At 65.4% G+C, this 20,487-nt stretch carries 18 protein-coding genes; 10 read left to right on the top strand and 8 right to left on the bottom strand.

The genetic code is table 11. The annotated features are described in order from the left end of the window. Positions 1-169: 169 nt before the first annotated feature. Both purL and ACTJLC_RS00320 read left to right on the top strand, forming a co-directional pair. A complete protein-coding gene (gene purL / locus ACTJLC_RS00325; RefSeq protein WP_440843145.1) occupies positions 170-4,252 on the top strand; it encodes a phosphoribosylformylglycinamidine synthase in 4,083 nt (1,360 codons plus the stop codon). A gap of 377 nt (positions 4,253-4,629) precedes the next feature. Further along, entirely contained in the window at positions 4,630-4,887 is a 258-nt protein-coding gene (locus ACTJLC_RS00320) for a helix-turn-helix domain-containing protein (protein ID WP_227470809.1), read from the top strand. Positions 4,888-5,118: 231 nt separating this feature from the next. Here the strand turns inward: ACTJLC_RS00320 and ACTJLC_RS00315 are convergent, their stop codons facing one another. From ACTJLC_RS00315 to ACTJLC_RS00295, 5 genes are all read right to left on the bottom strand, one after another. Further along, the gene (locus ACTJLC_RS00315) at positions 5,119-5,898 is read right to left on the bottom strand and encodes a peptidylprolyl isomerase (protein WP_083083691.1); all 780 of its coding nucleotides are present in this window, start codon (positions 5,896-5,898) and stop codon (positions 5,119-5,121) included. Positions 5,899-5,909: 11 nt separating this feature from the next. After that, the gene (locus tag ACTJLC_RS00310) at positions 5,910-6,224 is read right to left on the bottom strand and encodes a BolA family protein (protein WP_073426674.1); all 315 of its coding nucleotides are present in this window, start codon (positions 6,222-6,224) and stop codon (positions 5,910-5,912) included. 2 nt (positions 6,225-6,226) lie between these two features. Next, positions 6,227-6,757, bottom strand: coding sequence for a septation protein A (locus ACTJLC_RS00305; protein WP_073426673.1), 531 nt, complete (start codon positions 6,755-6,757; stop codon positions 6,227-6,229). A gap of 272 nt (positions 6,758-7,029) precedes the next feature. After that, positions 7,030-7,452 (bottom strand): peptide-methionine (R)-S-oxide reductase MsrB, encoded by a 423-nt coding sequence (msrB, locus tag ACTJLC_RS00300; RefSeq protein ID WP_083083693.1) that lies wholly within the window; start codon positions 7,450-7,452, stop codon positions 7,030-7,032. Between the two features lie 49 nt (positions 7,453-7,501). Further along, positions 7,502-9,058 carry a protein adenylyltransferase SelO gene (locus ACTJLC_RS00295; RefSeq protein WP_310128817.1) on the bottom strand — a complete coding sequence of 519 codons (1,557 nt, stop codon included), beginning with the start codon at positions 9,056-9,058 and terminating at the stop codon, positions 7,502-7,504. A 189-nt stretch (positions 9,059-9,247) separates the two neighbouring features. On the opposite strand from ACTJLC_RS00295, the gene ACTJLC_RS00290 reads away from it, so the two are divergent. From ACTJLC_RS00290 to ACTJLC_RS00280, 3 genes are all read left to right on the top strand, one after another. Continuing rightward, positions 9,248-10,927 (top strand): 3-(methylthio)propionyl-CoA ligase, encoded by a 1,680-nt coding sequence (locus tag ACTJLC_RS00290; protein ID WP_440843143.1) that lies wholly within the window; start codon positions 9,248-9,250, stop codon positions 10,925-10,927. A 160-nt stretch (positions 10,928-11,087) separates the two neighbouring features. Continuing rightward, on the top strand, positions 11,088-13,172 hold the full coding sequence (locus tag ACTJLC_RS00285; RefSeq protein ID WP_440843141.1) for a 3-hydroxyacyl-CoA dehydrogenase NAD-binding domain-containing protein: 2,085 nt from the start codon (positions 11,088-11,090) through the stop codon (positions 13,170-13,172). Between the two features lie 132 nt (positions 13,173-13,304). Beyond that, on the top strand, positions 13,305-14,483 hold the full coding sequence (locus tag ACTJLC_RS00280) for an acetyl-CoA C-acyltransferase (protein ID WP_440843139.1): 1,179 nt from the start codon (positions 13,305-13,307) through the stop codon (positions 14,481-14,483). 75 nt (positions 14,484-14,558) lie between these two features. Here ACTJLC_RS00280 and ACTJLC_RS00275 read toward each other — a convergent pair whose 3' ends face one another. Together ACTJLC_RS00275 and ACTJLC_RS00270 are read right to left on the bottom strand one after the other, a co-directional pair. Continuing rightward, the gene (locus ACTJLC_RS00275) at positions 14,559-15,059 is read right to left on the bottom strand and encodes an LEA type 2 family protein (RefSeq protein WP_083083697.1); all 501 of its coding nucleotides are present in this window, start codon (positions 15,057-15,059) and stop codon (positions 14,559-14,561) included. Positions 15,060-15,129: 70 nt separating this feature from the next. Next, on the bottom strand, positions 15,130-15,327 hold the full coding sequence (locus ACTJLC_RS00270; RefSeq protein WP_440843215.1) for a hypothetical protein: 198 nt from the start codon (positions 15,325-15,327) through the stop codon (positions 15,130-15,132). A gap of 249 nt (positions 15,328-15,576) precedes the next feature. Here ACTJLC_RS00270 and ACTJLC_RS00265 point away from each other — a divergent pair, with 249 nt between their 5' ends. The 5 genes from ACTJLC_RS00265 (at position 15,577) to ACTJLC_RS00245 (ending at position 19,558) form a co-directional block, all read left to right on the top strand. Further along, on the top strand, positions 15,577-15,879 hold the full coding sequence (locus ACTJLC_RS00265) for a Dabb family protein (RefSeq protein ID WP_073426665.1): 303 nt from the start codon (positions 15,577-15,579) through the stop codon (positions 15,877-15,879). A gap of 8 nt (positions 15,880-15,887) precedes the next feature. Then, complete coding sequence (locus tag ACTJLC_RS00260; RefSeq protein WP_114162413.1) at positions 15,888-16,373, top strand: PaaI family thioesterase; 486 nt, start codon at positions 15,888-15,890, stop codon at positions 16,371-16,373. 205 nt (positions 16,374-16,578) lie between these two features. Continuing rightward, complete coding sequence (locus tag ACTJLC_RS00255; protein ID WP_083083700.1) at positions 16,579-17,577, top strand: NADP-dependent oxidoreductase; 999 nt, start codon at positions 16,579-16,581, stop codon at positions 17,575-17,577. A gap of 53 nt (positions 17,578-17,630) precedes the next feature. Beyond that, entirely contained in the window at positions 17,631-18,536 is a 906-nt protein-coding gene (locus ACTJLC_RS00250) for an SDR family oxidoreductase (protein ID WP_114163485.1), read from the top strand. Between the two features lie 62 nt (positions 18,537-18,598). Continuing rightward, positions 18,599-19,558, top strand: coding sequence for an alpha/beta hydrolase (locus tag ACTJLC_RS00245; RefSeq protein WP_440843136.1), 960 nt, complete (start codon positions 18,599-18,601; stop codon positions 19,556-19,558). A 12-nt stretch (positions 19,559-19,570) separates the two neighbouring features. Here ACTJLC_RS00245 and ACTJLC_RS00240 read toward each other — a convergent pair whose 3' ends face one another. After that, positions 19,571-20,431 (bottom strand): NRDE family protein, encoded by an 861-nt coding sequence (locus tag ACTJLC_RS00240; RefSeq protein WP_440843134.1) that lies wholly within the window; start codon positions 20,429-20,431, stop codon positions 19,571-19,573. Positions 20,432-20,487: the final 56 nt, after the last annotated feature.

Here is a 20,487-nt window from a genome sequence, read left to right as displayed (position 1 = left end):
GCCAAACGCGCCGACCGGCCACGCCGCGGGCCGCGCCGCCATGCCGTCAGGCCCGCTGGAAGCGCGTTCCCGGGGTATAATCCCGGACTTCCTTTCCGCCTCACGTCGCCTGCACGCGCGACTCATCGGCATCACTCATCGGCATCATTAGCGACGCAACGTCAAGTCCATGGCCCACTTCTCGTGTTTCCCCGGCGCTTCGGCCCTTTCCGATTTCCGTCAAACCCGCCTGCTCGAAACGCTCACGCGCATCGACGCCAACATTACCGGCGTGCGCGGGCAATATCTGCACTTCGTCAACGCGCAAACGCCGCTGTCCGCCGAAGACCACGCGAAGATCGAAGCGCTGATGCACTACGGCGATCCGTTCGAGGAAGGCAAGGAGCGCGGCACGGTCGAAACCTTCCTCGTGGTGCCGCGCTTCGGCACGGTGTCGCCGTGGGCCAGCAAGGCAACGGACATCGCGCATCTGTGCGGTCTCACGCAGGTGCGCCGCATCGAGCGCGGCGTCGAGTACACGGTCACGCTGAAAAGCGGCCTGCTGGGCAAGAAAACGCTCTCCGACGAAGCCCGCGCCGCAGTCGCCGCGGCGCTGCACGACCGCATGACCGAAAGCGTATCGCCCTCGCGCGACCACGCGCTGCATCTGTTCGACGAACTGCCGGCCAAGCCGCTGCAAACCGTCGACGTGCTGGGCCACGGCCGCGGCGCGCTGGAAGCGGCGAACACGGAACTGGGCCTCGCGCTCGCCGACGACGAAATCGATTACCTGGTGGACGCATTCACGAGGCTCGGCCGCAACCCGACCGACGTCGAACTGATGATGTTCGCGCAGGCCAACAGCGAGCATTGCCGCCACAAGATTTTCAACGCGGAATGGACGATCGACGGCGAGAAGCAGGACATCTCGCTGTTCAACATGATCCGCAACACCGAGAAGCTCAATCCGCAAGGCACGATCGTCGCGTATTCGGACAACTCGGCGATCATGGCGGGCGGCATGGCCGAACGCTGGTTCCCGCGCACGCCGGCTGAGTTGGGCGAGCACGAGTTGCCGGAGCACTATCGCCGCAACGTCGAACTCACGCACACGCTGATGAAGGTGGAAACGCACAACCACCCGACCGCGATCTCGCCGTTCCCCGGCGCCGCGACGGGCGCGGGCGGCGAAATCCGCGACGAAGGCGCGACCGGCCGCGGCGCGCGTCCGAAGGCGGGCCTCGCGGGCTTCACGGTGTCGAACCTCGAATTGCCGGACGGCGTCGAGGCGTGGGAAAACGCGCGTGACGTCGCCCAGCCGCTAGCGCACCGCAATCCGCACGACAGGTACGAAGCGTATGGCCGTCCCGACCGCATCGCCTCGCCGCTGCAAATCATGATCGACGGCCCGCTCGGCGGCGCCGCGTTCAACAACGAATTCGGCCGGCCGAATCTGGGCGGTTATTTCCGCGCTTACGAACAGAACGTGGCGGGTCTCGTGCGCGGTTATCACAAGCCGATCATGATCGCGGGCGGCATCGGCAATATCTCCGATCAGCACACGCACAAGCACGATCTGCCGGAAGGCTCGCTGCTGATCCAGATCGGCGGGCCGGGCATGCGCATCGGCATGGGCGGCGGCGCGGCCAGTTCGATGGCGACCGGCACCAACACCGCGGAACTCGACTTCGACTCGGTGCAGCGCGGCAATCCGGAAATCGAGCGGCGCGCGCAGGAAGTCATCAACGCGTGCTGGCAGCTCGGCGAGAAGAACCCCATTCTGAGCATTCACGACGTGGGCGCGGGCGGTTTGTCGAACGCGTTTCCGGAAGTCGTGGACGGCGCGGGCAAGGGCGCGGTGTTCAATCTGCGCAATATCCAGTTGGAAGAGAGTGGCTTGTCGCCGCGCGAAATCTGGTCGAACGAAGCCCAGGAGCGCTATGTGCTGGCGATCGCGCCGGCCGATCTGCCGGCCTTCGAGGCGATGTGCGAGCGCGAGCGCTGCCCGTTCGCGGTGGTCGGCACGGCCACGGCCGAGCGTCAGTTGAAGGTGATCGACTCCGAACTCAAGGACGACGCCGCGCATCAGCCGGTCGACATGCCGATGGAAGTGCTGCTCGGCAAGGCGCCGCGCATGCATCGCGACGTCAGGCGCGTCGAGCGGAAACTCGAACCGGTGGACGTGACGGGCATCGCGTTGCCGGAGGTCGCGGTGGGCGTGCTGCGTCACCCCACGGTGGCGAGCAAGTCGTTTCTCATCACGATCGGCGACCGCTCGGTGGGCGGCACGACCGCGCGCGATCAGATGGTCGGCCCGTGGCAAGTCCCGGTCGCCGACGTCGCGATCACCACGATGGACTACGCGGGCTTCCGCGGCGAAGCGATGACCATGGCCGAGCGCACGCCGCTCGCCGTGATCGACGCGCCGGCCTCGGGCCGCATGGCGGTGGGCGAGGCGGTGACCAACATCGCGGCGGCGCCGATCGCGTCGCTCGACAAGCTCAAGCTGTCGGCGAACTGGATGGCCGCGTGCGGCGCGCCGGGCGAAGACGCTGCGTTGTACGACACGGTCAAGGCCATCGGCATGGAACTGTGCCCGGCCTTGGGCATCAGCATTCCGGTGGGCAAGGATTCGCTCTCCATGCGCACCAAGTGGGAAGACCGGGGCGTGGCGAAGGAAGTGGTCGCGCCGGTCTCGCTGATCATCTCGGCGTTCGCGCCGGTCGAGGACGTGCGTCGCCACCTCACGCCGCAACTGCGCCGCGCGAGCGATGCTGGCGATTCCGTGCTGATCGCTATCGATCTCGGCCGCGGCAAGCATCGTCTGGGCGGCAGTATCCTCGCGCAAGTCACGCAGCAGGTTGGCGACACGGTGCCGGACGTCGACGATCCCGAGGACCTGAAGCGCTTTTTCAACGCGATCCAGTCGCTCAACAGCGAGGGCAAGCTGCTCGCGTATCACGACCGCTCGGACGGCGGCCTGTGGGCGACGGTCTGCGAAATGGCGTTCGCGGGGCATGTCGGCGTGTCGCTGAACGTGGATATGCTGGTGCTCGATCCGCACCACGAATCCGATTACGGCGACGCCAAAGACTGGGCGAAGCAGACGAGCGGCCGCCGTGAAGACCGCACGATCCGCGCGCTCTTCAACGAGGAACTGGGCGCCGTCATTCAGGTGCGCGCGGCCGACCGCGACGCGGTGCTGGTCGCGTTGCGCGAACACGGGCTGTCGGCCTGCTCGCACGTGATCGGCAAGATCAACGAGCGCGACACGATCGAAATCTATCGCGACGCGAAGAAGATTTACGAAGCGCCGCGCACCGAACTGCATCGCACGTGGAGTGAAGTGAGCTGGCGTATTGCGCGTCTGCGCGACAACCCGGCTTGCGCCGATGCCGAATACGACGCGCTTCTGGATGCCGCCGATCCGGGCATTACGCCGGTTCTCACGTTCGATCCGGCTGAAGACGTCGCCGCGCCGTTCCTTGGCAAGGGCGCGCGTCCGCGCGTCGCGATCCTGCGCGAGCAGGGCGTGAACTCGCACCTGGAGACGGCGTATGCATTCGACCGCGCCGGCTTCGACGCGCACGACGTACACATGAGCGATCTGCTATCGGGCCGCGCGAGCCTGGCGGATTTCGCCGGTGCGGTGGCATGCGGCGGCTTCTCATACGGCGACACGCTCGGCGCCGGCGAGGGCTGGGCGAAAGCGATCCGCTTCAACTCGCAACTGGCCGACATGTTCGCCGCATTCTTCGGCCGCGAGGACACCTTCGCGCTGGGCATCTGCAACGGCTGCCAGATGATGAGCAGTCTCGCGTCGATGATTCCGGGCGCCGAAGCCTGGCCGAAGTTCACGCGCAACAAGTCGGAGAAATTCGAAGCGCGCTTCTCGCTGGTCGAGGTCGAGGCTTCGCCGTCGATCTTCTTCGCCGGCATGGAAGGCTCGCGCATTCCGGTGGCGATCGCGCACGGCGAAGGCTATGCGGACTTCTCGCAGCAAGGCGATGTGTCGAAGGTGGCGGTGGCGATGCGTTATGTCGATCACCGCGGTCAGGCGACCGAGCAGTATCCGTTCAACCCGAATGGTTCGCCGAACGGCATCACGTCGGTCACCACGCCGGATGGCCGCTTCACGGTGCTGATGCCGCACACCGAGCGCGTGCATCGCGCGGTGCAGATGAGCTGGCATCCCGAAGGCTGGGGCGAGGGCGGCACGGACGCGAGTCCGTGGATGCGCGTATTCCAGAACGCGCGCCGCTGGCTGGGTTAATCATGTAGCGAAGGCCGTCGCCGCTGTGCGCGCGACGGCCTTGCCGGCAGCGCGCACCAGACGGCGTTGCGATGCTGCGGCGCAGATTGGGGGCCGCGCAGGCTTGATCTGTGGTGTTTCTTGCCGCTAATGAGCAAAATTGCCGCCGGTCCGATCCGTACCTGCTCGGGTACATAACGCGACGCACGCGCCCTCGCAGGTTCTCTTCGTATCTGTTCGGGTACGAAACGGCTCGATGAATCACCCAACATCCCATCTCGTACCCGATCGGATACGAAACTGAGCCGACGCGCATTCCCCGTGGCATAATGTTACCGAGCGGGTACGAACATACACAGGAGAGCGGAGTGCGCGCATCCGACGTTTTGATCGGCAGCATGTCGGCGTTAGGCGATCTCGTGCGCGCTTCGCGGCTTGCGCAAGGGCTCACGCGCGATGACGTCGCCAATGCCACCGGCCTGTCCCCCAAGTTCATCACGCATATCGAGGCGGGCAAGCCGACAGCCCAGATAGGCAAGGTGCTGCATCTTCTCGGCGAATTGGGCATCACTCTCCACGCGGAGGTCTCCGTGGACATTCCCCCTGTGTTAGCCACCAAGGCGCTCCATCGCCGACGGACTTCTCATGGCAGCTAGAACGCTCGCGGCATTCGCGAATGGCCAGCGCGTGGGTGTCGTCAGCGACGAAGGCGGAATCTGGTCATTCGCCTACGACACGGACTGGCTGGGCGACCGAACATGAAAAAGCCCCGATCAGTCACTGACTAACCGGGGCCTGGGCACAATCGAGGAGCGCTACTCAACGGAAGAACCAACAGCCTTATTCGAGGCTAACGCTGCTCGGTTCTTCACCGTCACCCGACGCGCTTACTGAATCTTCGCGTTCTTACGCAAACCTTCTTCAAACGCCTGCAGCTTTTCCTGCTGGATCTGCTGCACGATCTGCGGACGCACCTGTTCGAGCGGCGGCGGCGTGATGTCGCGCGTGTCGTCGACACGAATGATGTGCCAGCCGAATTGCGTATGCACCGGCGTGTCGGTCATCTGGCCTTTCTGCAGATGCGTGGCCGCGTCTGCGAATTCAGGCACGTAAGCTTTCGGATCCGACCAGTCGAGGTCGCCGCCGTTCTTGCCCGATCCCGGATCTTTCGAGAATTGTTTTGCGAGGTCTTCGAAGCTCGCGCCGCCCTTGATCTTCGCAATCAGATCCTTCGCCTGCTGCTCGTTCTCCACGAGGATGTGGTGCAGGTGATATTCCTTGCCGCCCGCGTCCTTGATCAGCGTGTTGTAACGCGCGGTGACCTCGGCGTCCGTCGGCGTGTTCTTCTTCACGAAGTCTTCGATCAGCGAGCGCAGCACAACGGTTTGTTGCGCGACGGCGATTTGCGCCTTGATGTCCGGCCGATTCGGCAGGCCGCGGCGCAGCGCTTCCTGCATCAGGATTTCGCGGTTCACCAGCTCTTCGCGCACGGCCATTTGCAGTTGCGGCGTGTCTTGCTGGCCTTGATGAACCAGTTGAGCGATCAGCGCGTCGGCGCGTGCTTTGGGAATCGGTGTGCCGTTCACCACGGCGATGTTCTGTGCGAATGCAGGTGCGGCCGCACATGCGGCCAGCAATACCCAAAGGCGGGTTTTCTTCAAGGTCATCGGAAGTTTTCCTAGCGGGACAACAAAGCGAATTCTTCGGGCGTATAAGCCGTGATTGCAAGGGCATGAATGCCGCGCTGCATGGCATCGGCCAGCGCATCATACACCATGCGATGCCGCGCCACGCGGGCCTTGCCGGCGAATGCGGCAGCCACGATCGTGACGCTGAAATGACCGCCGGCGGAGGCGCCGGCGTGACCCGCATGCTGCGCGCTGTCGTCGGTAATCTGGATCGAGGCGACCGGCGCGAGCGCGGCGCTGAGGCGTGCTTCGATCAGCGCGGCGCGCTCGGCGGTGGTGGCGTGCATGAAAACATCGCTGGTCATTATCACTCTTCCTTCATGTATTTCGCGAGCCACAAACTCTGCCCGACGATGAACACGACGAGGCAGCCAGTCGCGCCGAACAGCTTGAAATTGACCCATTGGTCGGTGGTGTAGTTGTACGCGACGAACAGGTTCACCAGGCCCAGCAGCACGAAAAAGATGGCCCAGACGATGTTCAGCTTGCCCCAGATCGCGTGCGGCAAGCTGATCTGCTTGCCCATCATCGCTTCGATCAGGTTCTTGTTGAACGCGAGTTGCGACACGATCAGCACGACGGAAAACGCCCAGTACAACACGGTCGGCTTCCATTTGATGAAGGTGTCGTTGTGCAGCACGAGCGTCGCGCCGCCGAACACCGTGACGACGCCGAGACTCACCCACAGCATCGGATCGACCTTGCGGTGACGGAACGCCACCCACGCGATCTGCACCAGCGTGGCGGCGATCGCCACTGCCGTCGCCGTGAAAATGCCCCATACCTTGAAGGCGACGAAGAACAGGATGATCGGGAACAGGTCGAACAGGAATTTCATGTCTGGCCGGGAATTCGGAGAGTGGGTCGGAGAACGAGGGACGCGGTGCGAAGCGCCCGATGGCAAGTGAGGCAGCGGCCCGCGATAGCCACCCGCCGCGGCGGCCGGCGAACGGCGTTCATTGCCGCTCATCGTGGGATGGCCGCGCCGGGTCGACCCGATCGACCGGTTCGCGAGACGCGACGCACGCACGAAGCACACGCGAAGGTCTCGCAACCGGCGCCCGTTCGATCACGGACGCCGTCCGGCCATGCGCCGAACTCCGCGCTGCGTTACTTGGATTCGAATTGTAGCGCAGCCGAATTGATGCAGTAGCGCAGACCGGTGGGCGCGGGCCCGTCTTCGAATACGTGGCCCAGATGCGCGCCGCAGTTCTTGCATTGCACTTCGATACGCAGCATGCCGTGCGAGCGGTCGGTTTTCTCGGCGATCACTTCGCCGTTGATCGGCTTGAAGTAGCTGGGCCAGCCGCAGCCGGCGTCGAACTTGGTGTCGGATTCGAACAGCGGCGTGCCGCAACAGACGCAGTCGTAGACGCCGCGCTCCCAGTGGTCGTGATAGCGGCCCGTGAACGGGCGCTCGGTGGCGGCGTGGCGCGTCACCTGATATTCGATGTCGGAGAGTTGCTTGCGCCACTCGGCGTCGTCTTTCTGCACGGCCGGGGCGTCGGTCTTGAGGTCGTCGGGATTGTTCATGATCGGGTTCCTGTCTCGGGCTTGTTTTGGGTGCGGCTCGCTTCGCGCATCACGACGAGCAACTGACTTCCAGCGAACTCGCCCAGTCGGGCGGCAACCCCGCATACGCTTCATGCTCGGGCTGTTCGTCGAACGGCCGGCGCAGTACCGCTGCAAGGCGCTCCACTTCGGAAAAGTCCTTCTCTTTCGCGCGACGGATCGCCGTTTCCGCCAGGTGATTGCGAAGTACGAATTTGGGGTTCACACGGTTCATTGCAATGGCGCGCGCCGCGTCGTCGCGTGTTTCCTCGGACAGCCGCGCGCGGTAGTCGTTCGCCCACACGTCGAAGGCCGCGCGGTCGAGGAACAGATCGCGCGCCGGGGCGTCGCCGCTCGCGTCGTGCTTCGACAGGCGCGCCAGATTGCGGAACGTCAGCGTGAAATCCGCGCGGTTCGCGTGCATGAGTTCGAACAGGCGATTGATCAACGTGTCGTCTCCCTCGCGCTCCACTTCGAGGCCGAGCTTGGCGCGCATACGGTGCTCCAGCGCCGGCGCGAAACGTTCCTTGAAACCGGCGAGCACACGCTGCGCGTCTTCGATCGCCTTGTCGCCGCGCACGCTTTCCTCATGCTGGGCGCCCAGCAGCGGCAACAGGCCCTGGGCGAGACAGAACAGATTCCAGTACGCGATCTGCGGCTGCATCCGGTACGCGTAACGGCCCTGCGAATCCGAGTGATTGCAGATGTAGCCGGCATCGAAGCCGTCCATGAAACCGAACGGACCGTAGTCGATCGTGAGGCCGAGGATCGACATGTTGTCGGTATTCATCACGCCGTGGCAGAAGCCCACGGCCTGCCATTCGACCATCAGGTCGGCGCTCGACAGCACCGCTTCATTGAGCAGCGCGAGGTATGGATCGTCGGCTTCGCGGCAAAGCGGATAGAAGCGCTCGATCACGTGATCGGCGAGCGCGCGCAGCGCGTCGGTGCGGTCGTTCGAATAGAAATGCTCGAAGTGGCCGAAGCGCACGAAACTCGGCGACACCCGCGTGACCACCGCGGCGGTTTCCACTTCCTCGCGCCGCACCGGCTGATCGGAGCCGATCACGCACAGCGCGCGCGTGGTCGGAATGCCGAGGTGATGCATCGCTTCCGAGCACAGAAATTCGCGGATCGACGAACGCAGCACCGCGCGGCCGTCGCCCATGCGCGAATACGGCGTGCGGCCCGCGCCCTTGAGTTGCAACTCGAAGCGTTGGCCGTCGTGTTCGACTTCGCCCAGACCGAGCGCGCGGCCGTCGCCGAGTTGGCCGGCCCACACGCCGAACTGATGACCCGAATACACCGACGCATACGGCAACGCTTCGGCGGGCCACTCGCGCGTGGCGTTGCCGGAGAACAGTTCCGCGAAGCCGGGGTCGTTCTGGAGCCCCGGTTCCAAACCGAGCAGCGCGGCGGTTTCCTCGGAGAATCCGACCACGTAGGGCGCGCTGAGCGGCGCGGCGGGCAGGCGCGTCAGAAACGTGCTGCCGAGCCGCGCGAAGGCGTTTTCAGCGGTGCTGGTGAGCGCGTCGGAAAGGGCCGACAACGGCCCGGATAACCCTGCAATGCTTGGGGAAAACGACATGTTGAGCGCCTCTGGATTAACCGATATTGTAAGTCCGCGCCCGCGGGGCTGCTGGCTGGCGTGCTATCGAGCCGCTATCGGCCGCATGGCTCTTTAACCTGCATGGCGGATTTCGCCAACGGCGCTTGCCGCATGCGCTCCCCGAGCTGCCATCCCATTGAAGCAAACAAGGCGAGGAGACTTCTCTATATGACGACGCCGCTGCCTGGCCAGATGATGGACGTGCCGCTCACCGTATCCTCGTTGCTCGTGCATGCCGCGCGGCATTTCGGCGGCACGGAAATCGTGTCGCGGCGCATCGAGGGCGACCTGCATCGCTACACCTACCGCGATTGCGAAAAGCGCGCGAAGCAACTGGCGCAGGCGTTGATCGCACTCGGCGTCGAGCCCGGCGAACGAGTCGCGACACTCGCCTGGAACGGCTACCGGCATCTGGAAGCGTATTACGGCACGACCGGCTTCGGCGCCGTGTGCCACACGATCAATCCGCGGCTCTTTCCCGATCAGATCGCCTACATCGTCAATCACGCCGACGACGCCTACGTGCTGTTCGACACCACCTTCGCGCCGCTCGTCGACACGCTCGCGCCGCAGTGTCCGAAAGTGCGCGGCTGGATCGCGCTCGCCGACGAAGCGCATCTGCCGGTCATGCAAACGCCCGCGCTTAGCTATGAAACGCTGGTCACCGCGCAGGACGGCAACTTCGAATGGCCGCCGCTCGACGAGCGTCAGGCGTCGTACCTTTGCTATACGTCCGGCACCACCGGCAATCCGAAGGGCGCGCTGTATTCGCATCGCTCGACGGTGCTGCATGCGTTCGGCGCGTCCTTGCCCGATGCGATGAGCCTGTCCGCGCGCGACGCCGTGCTGCCGGTCGTGCCGATGTTCCATGTGAACGCATGGGGCATTCCGCACGCCGCGCCCTTGACCGGCGCGAAGCTCGTGTTTCCCGGCAAGGATCTCGACGGCAAGTCGCTGTATGAATTGATGGAAAGCGAGCGCGTCACCTATTCGGCCGGCGTGCCGACCGTGTGGCTCGGCTTGCTGAACTACATGCGCGAGGCGGGCGTGCGGTTTTCGTCGCTCAATCGCACGGTGATCGGCGGCTCCGCGTGCCCGCCGGCCATGCTGCGCACGTTCGAGGACGACTACGGCGTGCAGGTGATCCATGCATGGGGCATGACCGAAATGTCGCCGCTCGGCACCTTGTCGAAACTGACGTGGGAGCAGAGCCAGCGGCCGCTCGCCGAGCAGCGAAAATTGCTCGAAAAGCAGGGGCACGTGCTTTACGGCGTCGATATGAAGATCGTCGGCGAAGACGGGCAGGAACTGCCGTGGGACGGCGTCGCGTTCGGCGATCTGTACGTGCGCGGGCCGTGGGTGATCGACCGGTATTTCCGCCGCGACGACTCGCCGCTGGTGGACGGCTGGTTTCCGACCGGCGACGTCGCCACCATCGACCGCGATAGCTTCCTGAACATCACGGACCGCTCGAAGGACGTCATCAAGTCCGGCGGCGAGTGGATCAGTTCGATCGATGTCGAGAACGTCGCGATCGCGCATCCGGCGGTGGCGGAGGCGGCCTGCATTGCCTGCGCGCATCCGAAGTGGACCGAGCGGCCGTTGCTCGTGGTGGTCAAGCGGCCGGGCTTCGACGTGACACGCGAGGAACTGATCGCGTTCTACGAGGGCAAGGTCGCGAATTGGTGGATACCGGACGACGTCGTGTTCGTCGACGAACTGCCGCATACGGCCACCGGCAAATTGCAGAAGCTCAAGCTGCGCGACCTCTTCCGCGACCACGTGCTGCCGTCCGCGCTGGCGGACGAGAAGGATTGTCCGCTCGCCAGGGAAACCCCTTCCAATTGAACGGGCGTGCTTTTCTGTGTACTCTGCGTGCTGACGCCGGGAGACTTGCACACTGGGTTTGACCGCTTGTTCGACAATGAGCGTCGAGCAACGGCTCAGTGAACCGGACGGGCGGCGCCCCATGCGTCGCTCATCGAATGGATCGCATGGAGGCAGGCAGATGGCAGTGGACTACACAACCCGTGACGGCGTGGCCGTCATCACGCTGAACAATCCGCCGGTGAACGGCCTCGGTCTTTCGACGCGAGCCGGCATTGTCGAGGGAATCGAGCGCGCGCAGAACGACCCGGCCATCACGGCGATCGTGCTGACGGGCGCGGGCAAGGCCTTCTCGGGCGGCGCCGACATCACCGAATTCAATACGCCGAAAGCGACCCGGGAGCCGACGCTCGCCACGGTCATCAAGGCCGTCGAGGGCAGCGCGAAGCCGGTGGTCGCGGCGATTCACAGCGTCGCGATGGGCGGCGGCCTGGAACTGGCGCTCGGCGCGCATTACCGCATCGCCGCGCGCGGCGCGCAGATCGCGCTGCCCGAGGTGAAGCTCGGCATCCTGCCGGGCGCGGGCGGCACGCAGCGTCTGCCGCGCGCCATCGGCCTGGAGGCCGCGCTCAACATGATCGTCTCCGGCGCAACGGTGATGTCGGAGACGCTGGCCGGCTCGGGCCTGTTCGACGAACTCGTTGAAGGCGATCTGGCCGAGGCGGCGTGCGCGTTTGCCCGCAAGGTCGGCGCGAAGGAAGGTCCGCATCCGAAGGTACGCGAACGCGAGATCACGCATCCGAACGCAGCCGGTTTCATCCAGTTCGCGCGCAATAGCGTCGCGGCGGTGGCCAAGCCCTTCCCGGCGCCGCACAAGTGCATCGACGCGATCGAGGCCGGCGTGCTGAACGGCTTCGACAAGGGCCTCGCGTTCGAGCGTGAATGCTTTGTCGCACTCGTGCAGACGCCGGAAAGCCGCGCGTTGCGGCATGCGTTCTTCGGCGAACGCGCGGCGAGCAAGATTCCCGATGTGCCAGCGGATACGCCGGTGCGTGACATCGAACAGGTGGCCGTGATCGGCGCCGGCACGATGGGCGGCGGCATCGCGATGAACTTCGTCAACGCGGGCTTTCCGGTCACGCTGCTGGAAACGCGGCAGGAAGCGCTCGACCGCGGACTCGCGACGATCCGCAAGAACTACGAAGCCAGCGTCAGCAAGGGCAAGCTCGAACCGGAGGCGCTCGAGGCGCGCATGGCGTTGATCACGCCCACGCTGTCCTACGACGACCTGAAACACGCCGACCTGATCGTCGAAGCCGTGTTCGAGGAACTCGGCGTGAAGGAACAGGTGTTCAGTCGGCTCGATGAAGTCGCCAAGGCCGGCGCGATCCTCGCGTCGAATACGTCCACGCTGGACCTCGACAAGATCGCGGCCTTTACGAAGCGTCCGCAAGACGTGGTCGGCATGCATTTCTTCAGCCCGGCCAACGTGATGAAGCTGCTCGAAGTCGTGCGCGGCAGGCAGACGGCGAAGGACGTGCTCGCCACCGTCATGAAGCTCGCCAAAAAAATCAAAAAGACCGCGGTGGTCTCGGGCGTGTGCGACGGCTTCATCGGCAACCGGATGATCGAGCAGTACATCCGCCAGGCGCTCTTCATGCTCGAGGAAGGCGCGCTGCCCGCACAGGTGGACAAGGCCATCGAGAAGTTCGGCTTCGCGATGGGCCCGTTCCGCATGAGCGACCTGGCCGGCAACGACATCGGCTGGGCGATCCGCAAGCGCCGCTATCAGGAACATCCCGGCATGCATTACTCGCGAATCGCCGATCGTCTGTGCGAGACCGGGCGCTTCGGGCAGAAGACCGGCGGCGGCTGGTACGACTACAAGGCGGGCGAGCGCACCGCGTATCCGTCGAAGGTGGTCGACGAGATGATCGTCGCGTATTCGAAGGAAACCGGCGTCGCGCGCCGCAAGATCGGCGACGAGGAAATCGTCGAGCGCCTCGTGCTCGCGCTCGTGAACGAAGGCGCGAAGATTCTCGATGAAGGCATCGCGTCGAAGGCGTCGGATATCGACATGGTCTATCTGACCGGCTACGGTTTTCCGATCTATCGCGGCGGCCCGATGCTCCATGCGGATACGCTCGGCCTCTACAACGTCGAGCGCGCGATTCGCCGCTATGCGGCGCAGCCGAACGGCGATGCCTGGCAACTGGCGCCGGGCATCGCCAGGCTCGCGGCCGAGGGCCGTGCGTTCAATGGCTGAAAAGCGTGGCCGAAAAATGCGGCTGAAACACGGCCGAACAAGCCGCTTGAGCGAATGAATGAGGTGGGGCGTTTCAGCGCTTCAGCGATGCGCGAGCGCGCCACCCTCGACACCAGAAAGCAGGAGACTTGCATGACTGACGCCGTAATCGTATCGACCGCCCGCACGGGTCTCGCCAAATCATGGCGCGGCGGTTTCAACATGACGCACGGCGCGACGCTCGGCGGCCACGTCACGCGGGCCGCCGTCGAGCGCGCGAAGCTGGACCCGGCGCGCGTCGAGGACGTGATCATGGGCTGCGCGAACCCCGAGGGCGCGACGGGCATGAACATCGCGCGGCAGATCGCCTTGCGCGCGGGTTTGCCGGTCAGCGTGCCGGGCATGACGGTGAACCGTTTCTGCTCGTCCGGTTTGCAAACGATCGCGCTGGCCGCGCAACGCGTGATCGCCGGTGAAGGCGAGGTGTTCGTGGCGGGCGGCGTGGAGTCGATCTCCTGCGTGCAGAACGAGATGAATCAGCACATGCTTACCGAAGGCTGGCTCAGCGAGAACAAGCCGGAAATCTACTGGTCGATGTTGCAGACCGCCGAGAACGTCGCGAAGCGCTATTCGATTTCGAAGGAGCGCCAGGACGAGTACGGCGTGCGCTCGCAACAGCGCGCCGCGGCCGCGCTCGAAGCCGGCCGGTTCAAGGAGGAGATCGTGCCGTTGACGGTGCTCGCCGGCGTCGCGGACAAGGCAACGGGCCGTCTTTACACGAAGGAAGTGACCGTCAGCGGCGACGAAGGCATTCGTGCCGACACCACGCTCGAAGGCGTCTCGAAGATTCGCACCGCGCTGCCGGTCGGCGTGATCACCGCGGGCAATGCGAGCCAGTTCTCGGATGGCGCGTCGGCTTGCGTCGTGATGAACGCGAAGGTCGCGGAACGCGAGGGCTTGCAGCCGCTCGGCATTTTCCGCGGCTTCGCGGTGGCCGGTTGCGAGCCGGACGAGATGGGCATCGGCCCGGTGTTCGCGGTGCCGAAGCTGCTCCGGCAAACGGGCTTGAAGGTCGAGGATATCGATCTGTGGGAACTGAACGAAGCGTTCGCGGTGCAAGTGCTGTATTGCGCCGACAAGCTCGGCATTCCGCATGAGCGTCTGAACGTGAACGGCGGCGCGATCGCGGTTGGGCATCCGTATGGCGTGTCGGGCGCGCGGCTGACCGGTCATGCGCTGATCGAAGGCAAGCGGCGCGGTGCGAAGCTCGTTGTCGTGACGATGTGTATCGGCGGCGGGCAGGGCGCGGCGGGATTGTTCGAAGTGGCTTGATGCGGCGCGGGTGGCGGCAGGCGGACGCCGCGTTGTCGTTGTCCGGCATTCGCCGCTTGCGCGGCTTGCCGGCAATCAGGGCAACGCCATTCCCGTAGTCGGCAGACTCAGCGTTCCTCGATCGACGAAGCGCGTCGTGCCCGTCAAGCCGCCCGCCAGCTTGCCGCGCAGAACGTATGGAAACTGCCCCGACTGCGCGGCCCCGGCGAACGCGAAGGCCTGGCGAACCGCGGCGAAAGCGGGCACCGTGAGCGGAACGTCGACGACGGTTTCGCCAAAGCGCGGCACGGTGCCGATCTGATCGCTGACACCGCTCGCGAACGGCTTGCCGTTCAGTTCGAGATCGAGCGACACGCCGTTGAAGCTCACCGCGGATTCGTTCGGATTCTGCACCCGCAGCTTGACGTTGAAGCGCATCTCGAAGCCTTGGCCGTCGAGCGGCTCGATGCCGGCGACGTTCACGCGCAACGGATCGCCGAACAGGCTCGCGCAACCGTTGAGCGTCAGCGTGACGATGACCGCGAGCATGGCCAGCAGAACAGGACGGCCGCGCAGCAGCGCGCGAAAGAAGGACATGACCGGCACCTCGAAGCAAGCGGGTTAGGTCATGCATTGTACCGGGCGGTATTGCTCGCCACGAGGCGTTTCAGGCCGCGCGCCGCAGCCTTGTTTCGACGAGGCTCGCCAGATGCCGCACGGCTTGACGCATCGAACCGTGACGTGGGTTTTCAGCGTGCCAAGGCCGCACGACGAACGCGTCGGTAACCGCATACGTTGCGCTGATCGACACGACGCCGCGCGGCGGCGTGACATGGCGTTCTTCAACGCCGGACGCTTCGATCATTTCATTCGACTGAGTTCACCGAGCACGGACCTCGATCTGGCCGACGAAGCACTGCGCAGGTTAGGGCGTTTGGCGGCGCGGATGGTGACGCATGCGCCGTGATCCGCGCTATATACCCCCACGCGACAATGGTGCTCGCGCGTGGGCAACGCCATCGCGGTTATCATTTCTCACTGCCGCGCGCCTGTCGGCGCATGCAAAATTCAAACACTTCGCAGCCCAACGCAGCGAATCGAACAAGGTGATGCCGTGATCCGTCATATCGTGATGTGGAAGCTCAAAGAACACGCAGAGGGCGCCTCGCGCGCTGAAAACGCACTGAAGCTGAAGGAAAAGCTGGAAAGCTGCCGCGACATCGTCCCTGGCATTCTGAAGCTGGAGGTCGGCATCGCGGCGCCGGGCCTCGAATCGAGCTACGACATCGTGCTGGTTTCCGATTTCGCCGACAAAACCGCGCTCGACGCCTATCAGGTCCACCCCACGCACGAAGCGATCAAGGGCTTCGTCGGCGCGGTGCGCGAAGCGCGTCAAGCTGTCGATTACGAAATCTGAACGCGGCGATGTCCGATTCGCCCTCATCCAAAGCGAGCAGCGCGTCCTTGCCCGAGAGCCCGTTCGTCGACCGGCTCGGGGTGCGGTTGTTGTCGGCGGCCGACGGCGTCAGCGAACTCGCGCTGCCGTTGCAGCCGGATCATATGAATACGTGGGACGTCGCGCACGGCGGCGTCACGATGACTCTGGCCGACGTCGCGCTCGCCATGGCCGCGCGCAGCCTGGCCGGCGATGGCGTCGGCGTGGTCACGGTCGAGATGAAGGTCAATTTCATGCAGCCGGGCCGCGGTGAACTGCGCGCCACCGGCCGCGTGCTGCACCGCTCGACCACGATGGCCTATTGCGAAGGCGAGATCCGCGACAGCGAAGGCCACTTCGTCGCCAAGGCGCTCGGCACCTTCAAATACATGCGGCGCCTCGCCGTGGGCCGCGACGTGACGCGGCAGCGTCTGCGCAGCGACCCGTCGGCGAAACCCGGTCCAAGCGACGGCTGACCGGCGGATGCCGGGCGTGCGCGTGCCGGCATCGAGCCCCGCGCTTGCTCGCCGCCGCGCTTGTCCGTCGCGGTCCGTCGCCGGGTCCGTCGCGGGTCCGCCGCAAGTCCGCCGCGGTCCGTCGTCTAGCGTTCCGGGTCCGCGCTTCGGCGGACGCCGTTCGAATCATTCGCCGATCACATCGGCAACTTAGGAGACGATCGTCATGCCACAGATCAACCGTCAATTCGTACTGGCTTCGCGTCCGCAAGGCGCCGTCACGCCCGATAACTTCAAGCTCGTCGAAACGCCGCTCGCTCCGCTCGCCGATGGCGAGATTCGCGTGCGCAATCATTTCCTGTCGCTCGATCCGTACATGCGCGGCCGCATGAACGACAGCAAGTCGTACGCGCCGCCGCAGCCGTTGAACGAAGTGATGATCGGCGGCACGGTGGGCGAGGTGGTGGAATCGAAGAATCCGAAGTTCGCGGTCGGCGACAAGGTCGTCGCGATGTTCGGCTGGCAGGAATACGGCACCTCGAACGGCGAAGGCGTGCAAAAGGTCGACGACACGCACGTGCCGCTGTCCGCGTATCTCGGCCCGGTCGGCATGCCGGGCGTTACCGCGTGGTACGGCCTGAACCGCATCCTCGCGCCGCAAGCGGGGCAGACGGTGGTGGTCAGCGCGGCGAGCGGGGCGGTCGGCAGCGTGGTCGGCCAACTGGCGAAGCTGGCCGGTGCGCGCGCGGTCGGCATCGCGGGAGGCGCGGACAAATGCCGCTATGTGGTCGAGACGCTCGGCTTCGATGCGTGCGTCGACTACAAGGCCGGCAATCTGTATCAGGACCTGAAGGCCGCGACGCCCGGCGGCGTGGATGGCTGCTTCGAGAACGTCGGCGGCGAAGTGCTCGACGCGACGATCGCGCGCATGAACCCGTCCGGCCGCATCGCGCTGTGCGGTTATATCGCGGGCTACGACGGCCAGCCGGTACCGCTCAGGCATCCGTCGCTGATCCTCACGCAGCGGCTGCTGGTGCAAGGCTTCATCGTCACCGAGCATCTGGATGTGTGGCCCGAGGCGCTCAAGCAACTCGGCACGCTGGTCGCGCAGAAGAAGCTGCAATACCGCGAGACCATCGCGCAAGGGCTCGACGCCGCGCCCGAGGCGTTCATCGGTCTGCTGAAGGGCAGGAACTTCGGCAAGCAGTTGGTCAAGCTGATCTGATCGCGGCTCATGCACTGGATGCAAGCACCGCCGATCACACCAGGAGTCTCATGATGTTCGAATTCGCAGGCAAGGTGGCGGTGATCACCGGCGCGGCAAGCGGTTTCGGCCGCGCGTTCGCGCAGAAGGGCGCGGCGCTCGGCATGAAGCTGGTGCTCGCCGACGTGAACCCCGAAGCACTTCGGCAAACCGTCGATGCACTGCATGCCGCCGGCGCGCAGGCGCTCGGCGTGCCGACCGACGTCTCCAGCGCGGCACAGGTCGAAGCGCTTGCGCAAGCTGCGCTCGACGCCTTCGGCAAGGTCCATCTGCTGTTCAATAACGCCGGGGTCGGCTCCGGCGGCTTTGTGTGGGAAAGCTCGCCGAACGACTGGGCCTGGGTGTTCGGCGTCAACGTGATGGGTGTCGCGCACGGCGTGCGGGTCTTCACGCCGATCATGCTCGCGCAGAACGAGCCCGCGCATATCGTCAACACGGCGTCCGTCGCGGGCTTGCTGTCGCCGCCCGCGATGGGCGCCTACAACGCGTCGAAGCACGCTGTCGTGTCGCTGACGGAGACGCTCTATCACGATCTGCAACTGGTGCAAGGGGCGCAAGGGGCGCAAGGGGTGCAGGCGTCGAACGGTCTGGTCGGCTGTTCGCTGCTGTGCCCGGCCTTCGTGCCGACCGGCATCGCCGATGCCGAACGCGCGCGGCCCGCGGAGCTGCGCAACGACAGCCGCCCGACGCGCTCGCAGATCGCCGCCGGCAAGCAACTGCATCGCGCGGTGCAGGCGGGCAAACTGAGCGCGGCCGACGTCGCCGACATCACGTTCGACGCGATCGCCGCGCGGCGTTTCTACATCGTCACGCACCCCGGCATCATGGCGACCGTGAAGCTGCGTCACGAGGACATCGAGCAATTACGCGCTCCCACCGATCCGATGTCGTTGAAGCCGGAAGTGAAGAGCGCGGGCTAGGCGTTCATGGCATCATCGGCGCTCTTTTCAACCCTCGGCGTTCACGCGCCAGTTAACGCACCATGCCGTTGAATCCAACGATCGAGCGGGTGCTCGACATGATCGTGCGCGCGAAGCGCCCGCAACTGCACGAACTGACCGCGCAACAGGCGCGCGCCTCGTATGAGAAAAGCGCGTCGATTCTGGACATCGCGAGCGCGCCGATGTTCTCCGTGGAAGACCTGCACGTGCCGACGCGCGACGGCGCCGCGATTCGCGCGCGTCTCTATCACGCGGACGAGCCGAGCTGGGCCGAGCCCGCGCCGGCGCTGGTGTATTACCACGGCGGCGGCTTCACGATCGGCAGCGTCGATACGCACGACGCGCTGTGCCGGATGCTCGCGCGCGACGGCCGGTGCGCGGTGCTGTCGGTGGATTACCGTCTCGCGCCGGAGCACAAGTTTCCGACCGCCGTCGAGGATGCTTTCGACGCCTTGACGTGGCTGCACGCGCATGCCGCGGAACATAGCATGGATGCGAAGCGCCTCGCGGTGGGCGGCGATAGCGCGGGCGGCACGCTCGCGACGGTCTGCGCGGTGCTCGCGCGCGACGCCGGCATCGCGCTCGCGCTGCAATTGCTGATCTATCCCGGCGTGACCGGCTATCAGCAAACCGATTCGCACTCGCGCCTCGCCAGCGGCTTTCTGCTGTCGGGCGAGACGATTCAATGGTTCTTCAACCAGTACGTGCGCGACACGAGCGATCGCGACGACTGGCGTTTCGCGCCGCTCGACGGCACGCGCGGCGCGCCCGCTTTCGGCGGCCTCGCGCCGGCCTGGATCGCGACCGCCGAATATGATCCGCTCAGCGATGAAGGCGATGAGTACGCGGAAAAATTGCTGGCGGCGGGCAACCGCGTCACGCTGCGGCGCTACGCGGGCATGATCCACGAGTTCTTCAAGATGGGCGGTTTCGTGCCCGAGGTCGCGCACGCGCAGGCGGATGCCGCGGCGGCATTGCGCGGGGCGTTTGGGGACGAGTAATCGCTGCCGCGCCTAGACCGTCTCGTCGGCGCGAATCTCACGTTCCACGTTGAACGCGAAACTGCGCTCGAAGTCGCCGGGGCGCACGATCCGGTGCGAGCCGTTGTCGTCGCTGCGCTCGGCGACGGCGACGCCGATCACGTCGCCATGCGCGACCACGCGCAACGCGGTGGTGCCGCGCGTGCCGTATTCCGGCGTTTCGATGAACGCCGCCGACAACGCCCGTTCACGTTCGAGCGAAATGCCGGTGGACGGCAATTCGTCGTCGCGGGCAAGGCGCGGATCGCGCATCAGATCGATCAGACGTTCGAGCAGCGGCATCGAGTCGCGGGCGAGCAGCGCGCCCAGTTCGGCGCGCTTGTTGACCAGCTTCGGCCACGGCGTATCGAGCACCGCGTTCGAAATGCCGTGCGTGCCGGGCGCAAGCAAGGTGGGCGCGATGTTCGAGCGGTTGCAATACCAGCCGAGTTCGCGGCGCGTCCAGTCGCCGACCAGCAGGTTGAAGCCGTTGTAAATGTCGCCGGTGCGGGCGACGTGGTGCAGATACTCGAGCGGCGTTGCGTGGGTCGAGTTGACGGAGCCAGGCGGCGAGCCGTTGAGCCAATCGCTAACCAGCGTGCCGCGCGTGGGCGCGTCGGCGCGCATTTCATGCGGCGCGCGGTAATTGGTCAGCGCGGCGAAACGGCCGTCGCGCGACAGGCCGAGCCACGTGCCGCCGCCCAGCAGATCGCGGCCGGCCAGCACGCCTGGCGCGTCGCGCCACCAGCCGATCGGCTCAGCCGTGCGGCGAAAGAATTCGTCGCGATTCGCGGCGAGCGTGAGGAGCGGGCCGTCGAGCGCGTCGGGCCGCCAGTCGAAAACGATCAGGCACATCGGGGGACGTCTCCCGGTGGGGCGATGGCGTTGAAGAGGCCAGAAAAAAGCGGCGC

The organism is Paraburkholderia sp. 22099 (assembly GCF_052045835.1).
Lineage (GTDB): Bacteria > Pseudomonadota > Gammaproteobacteria > Burkholderiales > Burkholderiaceae > Paraburkholderia > Paraburkholderia terricola.
This window is presented reverse-complemented; position numbering and strand designations above follow the sequence as displayed.

Excerpts from the sequence above, each read along its gene's own strand:
- purL (WP_440843145.1), top strand. The coding sequence starts at position 170 with ATGGCCCACTTCTCGTGTTTCCCCGGCGCTTCGGCCCTTTCCGATTTC.
- ACTJLC_RS00320 (WP_227470809.1), top strand. The coding sequence starts at position 4,630 with ATGTCGGCGTTAGGCGATCTCGTGCGCGCTTCGCGGCTTGCGCAAGGG.
- ACTJLC_RS00315 (WP_083083691.1), bottom strand. The coding sequence starts at position 5,898 with ATGACCTTGAAGAAAACCCGCCTTTGGGTATTGCTGGCCGCATGTGCG.
- ACTJLC_RS00310 (WP_073426674.1), bottom strand. The coding sequence starts at position 6,224 with ATGACCAGCGATGTTTTCATGCACGCCACCACCGCCGAGCGCGCCGCG.
- ACTJLC_RS00305 (WP_073426673.1), bottom strand. The coding sequence starts at position 6,757 with ATGAAATTCCTGTTCGACCTGTTCCCGATCATCCTGTTCTTCGTCGCC.
- msrB (WP_083083693.1), bottom strand. The coding sequence starts at position 7,452 with ATGAACAATCCCGACGACCTCAAGACCGACGCCCCGGCCGTGCAGAAA.
- ACTJLC_RS00295 (WP_310128817.1), bottom strand. The coding sequence starts at position 9,058 with ATGTCGTTTTCCCCAAGCATTGCAGGGTTATCCGGGCCGTTGTCGGCC.
- ACTJLC_RS00290 (WP_440843143.1), top strand. The coding sequence starts at position 9,248 with ATGACGACGCCGCTGCCTGGCCAGATGATGGACGTGCCGCTCACCGTA.
- ACTJLC_RS00285 (WP_440843141.1), top strand. The coding sequence starts at position 11,088 with ATGGCAGTGGACTACACAACCCGTGACGGCGTGGCCGTCATCACGCTG.
- ACTJLC_RS00280 (WP_440843139.1), top strand. The coding sequence starts at position 13,305 with ATGACTGACGCCGTAATCGTATCGACCGCCCGCACGGGTCTCGCCAAA.
- ACTJLC_RS00275 (WP_083083697.1), bottom strand. The coding sequence starts at position 15,059 with ATGTCCTTCTTTCGCGCGCTGCTGCGCGGCCGTCCTGTTCTGCTGGCC.
- ACTJLC_RS00270 (WP_440843215.1), bottom strand. The coding sequence starts at position 15,327 with ATGATCGAAGCGTCCGGCGTTGAAGAACGCCATGTCACGCCGCCGCGC.
- ACTJLC_RS00260 (WP_114162413.1), top strand. The coding sequence starts at position 15,888 with ATGTCCGATTCGCCCTCATCCAAAGCGAGCAGCGCGTCCTTGCCCGAG.
- ACTJLC_RS00255 (WP_083083700.1), top strand. The coding sequence starts at position 16,579 with ATGCCACAGATCAACCGTCAATTCGTACTGGCTTCGCGTCCGCAAGGC.
- ACTJLC_RS00250 (WP_114163485.1), top strand. The coding sequence starts at position 17,631 with ATGTTCGAATTCGCAGGCAAGGTGGCGGTGATCACCGGCGCGGCAAGC.
- ACTJLC_RS00245 (WP_440843136.1), top strand. The coding sequence starts at position 18,599 with ATGCCGTTGAATCCAACGATCGAGCGGGTGCTCGACATGATCGTGCGC.
- ACTJLC_RS00240 (WP_440843134.1), bottom strand. The coding sequence starts at position 20,431 with ATGTGCCTGATCGTTTTCGACTGGCGGCCCGACGCGCTCGACGGCCCG.